This is a genomic window from Streptomyces sparsus (assembly GCF_054776295.1).
On the sequence record NZ_BAAHCA010000462.1, the window covers coordinates 1 to 3,882 of the forward strand.

Below are 3,882 nucleotides of genomic sequence, written 5' to 3' on the forward strand. Positions count from 1 at the left end.
CGGGCAGCGGTCCTCCCGCCGCCCGGCCAGCTCCTCGCCGACGAGTGCGGCCAGGGCGACCCGCCGGTCCGGGCGGCGCTCCCCCGCGTCCAGCCGGGCCAGCAGCAGCAGGTCGGCGGCGAGGTCCTGGAGCCGCACGGTGTCCTGCACCGCGCCCGCCACGTCCAGCAGGTCAGGATGCGCCTGGCCCACCTCCAGCTGGGTGCGCAGCGAGGCGATCGGGCTGCGCAGCTCGTGCGAGGCGTCGGCGACGAACCGGCGCTGCCGCTCCACCGAGCCCTCCAGCGCGGCGAGCGTCTCGTTGGTGGTCCTGGCCAGCCGTCCCACCTCGTCGGCCACGGCCGGCTCCGGCACCCGCCTGGAGAGGTCGGTGGAGCGGGTGATCTCGGCCATCTCACGGCGGATCCCCTCCACCGGGCGCAGAGCGCGCCGCGTCACCCGCCACGTGGTGACGGCCACCACCACCAGCAGCAGGGGCGAGCCGACCAGCAGCGCGGTGCGGACCGTGCCGAGCGCCGCCTGCTCGACGGCCAGTTCGGCGCCCGCGTAGACGGTGAGCGCTTCCCCCTGCGGGGTACGCGCCTCCGCGACCGCGAAGCGGTAGTCCCGGCGTTCGCCGTCCTCGGTGGCGGTTCCGTCGGTGAACTCGATGCTGTCGCCGACCTCTCCCGGGCCCGGCCTGTCGTCGTCGTCCGCGTCGTCCTGCCCGTCCCGTGCGGCCTGCGAGCCGGCGGGGGTGCTGTCGTCGTCATCGTCGTCGTCGGCGTCGTCCGCACCGTCGTCGTCATCGTCGGCGTCGGCGTCGGCGTCGTCGCGGGGGACGGGGGTCGGGCTCGGTCGGACGGTGGGCGTCGGGGAGGCGGACGGGCTCGGGGAGCGGCCGGGCAGGGGGGTGACGCTGCCGCCGGCGGTACCGGTGACGCTCTCCAGGTCCTCGCTGACGGCCCGCACCCGGCCCTGGTCGTCGAAGATCTGCACCGGCCCGTCCAGGGACAGTTCACCCAGCTCGGTGCCGGTGGCGATCTGCCCCGCGGCGTCCCTGGCCCTGACCTCGGCCCGCAGCTCGACCTCACGCGACAGGTTCGCCTGGAGCAGCCACAGCACCGCCGTGCCGGCCGCCACCAGCGCCAGGGCGACCACCGTGGTGGCTCCGATGGTCGCCTGCGCCCGGACCGAGCGCAGGTGGTGCCTAACCACCGGACACCAGCCGGTACCCGGCGCCGCGCACGGTGCTGATCAGCCCCGCACCCAGCTTGCGGCGCAGCGCGCTGATGTAGACCTCGACGATGTTGGGGTCGCCGTCGTAGGCGAAGTCCCAGACGTGCTCCAGGATGTCCGACTTCGGCACCACCTCGCCGGGCCGCGTCGCCAGGTGCTCCAGCACGGCGAACTCCTTGGCGGTGAGCGCCACCTCGCGGCCGGCCCGTTCGACCCGGTGGGCGGCCCGGTCGACGGTCAGGTCACCGAGCCGGAGCACCGGCGACGCGCCGTTGCCGCGCCTGCGCAGCAACGCCCGGACCCGGGCCAGCAGGACGACGTAGGAGAAGGGCTTGGTGAGGTAGTCGTCGGCGCCGGTGTCCAGACCCTCCGCCTCGTCGTACTCACCGTCCTTCGCGGTGAGCATCAGGATCGGCGTCTCGTCGCCGGCGGCCCGCAGCGCCGCGCAGACCCGGTAGCCGTTCATGCCGGGCAGCATGATGTCCAGGACGATCAGGTCGTAGTCGGCCTCCGTCGCCAGGTGCAGGCCCTCCAGGCCGTCGTGGACGACATCGACGGCGAAGCCCTCGGCGGTGAGTCCCCGGGCGAGGGAGACCGCCAGCCTTCGCTCGTCCTCAACGATCAGCACGCGCATGCGCCCAGCGTGTCAGACCCCACCTGAAGGGATCTTCAGGTGGCTTCAGCGGAGCTTCAGCATCGGTCCGCCAAGGTGGCACCACTCGGCCGGAGAACCGGCCGGTTCCACGACCGGGAGGACCCCATGAAGCGCAACGTGATCATCGCGACCCTCGCCGCCGCCGGTGTCATCGCAGGTGGTGTGGTGGCCGGTACCGCCATGGCGGACGACGACCGCGACAGCACGCCGCGCACCCTGCGCACCGCGGACGGCGGCGCCCCGCAGCCGAGGACCGACGAGGGCGACGACCGCCCGGCCGCCTCGGTGAGCGCCGCGGACGCCGTCCAGCGGGCGCTGAAGGAGGTACCGGGCCGGGCCGCCGGTCTGGAGCAGGAGGAGGACGACCGCCGGTGGGAGGTCGACGTGATCGGCGAGGACGGCTCCTGGCGGCTGGTGGAGGTCGACCGATCCACCGGGGACGTGCGCACCCGGACCGAGCGGGACGACGACGATGACGACCGGCGGGACGCCCGCAGCGTCCGGACCCTGCTGGGCAAGGTCGAGGTGAGCGCCGCGGACGCGGCCCGGATCGCCACCGGGAAGGCGCCGGGCGCCGTCGAGGAGATCGAGCTGGACGACCGGGGCACCGCCTGGAAGGTCGAGCTGGACGACAAGGACGACGACCGGGACCTGCTCGTGGACACCGCCACCGGCAAGGTCACCGTGCTGAACGACGACGACCGCGACGACGACCGGGACGACGCAGACGATGACCGGGACGACGCGGACGACGACCGCGGAGACGACAAGGACGACCGGGACGACGACGATGACAAGGACGACCGGGACGACCGCGGCGATGACGACCGCGACGACCGCTGAGCGGTGTCCTCGGGCGCTGTACCGGTGCCCGACGGCCCCGGCGGGGACCGTCCGGCACCGCGGGGGCGGTGCCGGTCAGGACTCGGTGACTCCCGCGACCAGCTCGTCCGCGGCGGCGTAGGGATCGGTGGTGCCGGCGACGATGCGCTCGGCGAGCGCGCCCAGCCGGCGGTCACCGCGCAGGTCGGCCATGCGCTCCCGCAGGGCGGTCACCGCGATGGACTCCACCTCGCGGGCCGCCCGGCGGGTGCGGCGCTCGGCCAGCACCCCGTGCTCGTCCATCCAGGCGCGGTGCTTCTCCAGTGCCTCGACCATCTCGTCGACGCCCTCGGCGCGGCTCGCGACCGTCTTGACGATCGGCGGCCGCCAGTCGCCCGGGCCCCGGGCCTCGCCCAGGCCCAGCATGTGGTTGAGCTCCCTGGTGGTGGCGTCGGCACCGTCCCGGTCGGCCTTGTTGACGACGTAGACGTCACCGATCTCCAGGATGCCGGCCTTCGCCGCCTGGATGCCGTCGCCCATGCCGGGTGCGAGCAGCACCACCGAGGTGTCGGCCTGGGCGGCGATCTCGACCTCGGACTGCCCGACGCCGACGGTCTCGACCAGGACCACCTCGCAGCCGGCCGCGTCCAGCACCCGGATCGCCTGCGGCGCGGACCAGGCCAGCCCGCCCAGGTGGCCGCGGGTGGCCATCGAGCGGATGTAGACACCCGGGTCCGAGGCGTGGTCGGACATCCGGATGCGGTCACCCAGCAGGGCCCCGCCGGAGAACGGCGAGGACGGGTCGACGGCGAGCACCCCGACCCGCCGGCCGGCCTTGCGGTAGGCGGTGACCAGCGCCGACGTGGTGGTCGACTTGCCCACGCCCGGTGAGCCGGTCAGGCCCACCACGTAGGCGTTGCCGGTGAACGGCGCGAGCGCCGCCATCACCTCCCGCAGCTGCGGGGACGCCCCCTCCACCAGGGAGATCAACCGGGCGACCGCCCGGGGCCTGCCCTGCCGGGCCTGCTCGACCAGTCGGGGGACGTCCACCGCCATGCGTGCTGCGCTCCTCGCTCGTGTGCGCCGCCGCCCGAGCGGGAGGCGGCGGGTGACTGCCTGCCGGCTACTTGCCCGGCACCTTGACGATCAGCGCGTCGCCCTGACCGCCGCCGCCGCAGAGCGCCGCC

Annotated in this window: 4 protein-coding genes; 1 reads left to right on the top strand and 3 read right to left on the bottom strand. The window is 74.4% G+C overall.

The genetic code is table 11. The features are described from left to right. On the bottom strand, positions 1-1,197 hold a 1,197-nt coding region (locus ACYVE9_RS18490), incomplete at its 3' end, for a histidine kinase dimerization/phospho-acceptor domain-containing protein (RefSeq protein WP_461028992.1). Continuing rightward, a complete protein-coding gene (locus tag ACYVE9_RS18495) occupies positions 1,190-1,852 on the bottom strand; it encodes a response regulator transcription factor (RefSeq protein ID WP_461028993.1) in 663 nt (220 codons plus the stop codon). The genes ACYVE9_RS18495 and ACYVE9_RS18490, both read right to left, overlap by 8 nt. Before the next feature lie 126 nt (positions 1,853-1,978). Here ACYVE9_RS18495 and ACYVE9_RS18500 point away from each other — a divergent pair, with 126 nt between their 5' ends. Beyond that, positions 1,979-2,716: a PepSY domain-containing protein gene (locus ACYVE9_RS18500; protein ID WP_461028994.1), complete on the top strand. Its 738-nt coding sequence runs from the start codon at positions 1,979-1,981 to the stop codon at positions 2,714-2,716. Positions 2,717-2,791: 75 nt separating this feature from the next. Here ACYVE9_RS18500 and meaB read toward each other — a convergent pair whose 3' ends face one another. Then, a complete protein-coding gene (gene meaB, locus ACYVE9_RS18505; RefSeq protein ID WP_461028995.1) occupies positions 2,792-3,751 on the bottom strand; it encodes a methylmalonyl Co-A mutase-associated GTPase MeaB in 960 nt (319 codons plus the stop codon). Between the last annotated feature and the right edge of the window lie 131 nt (positions 3,752-3,882).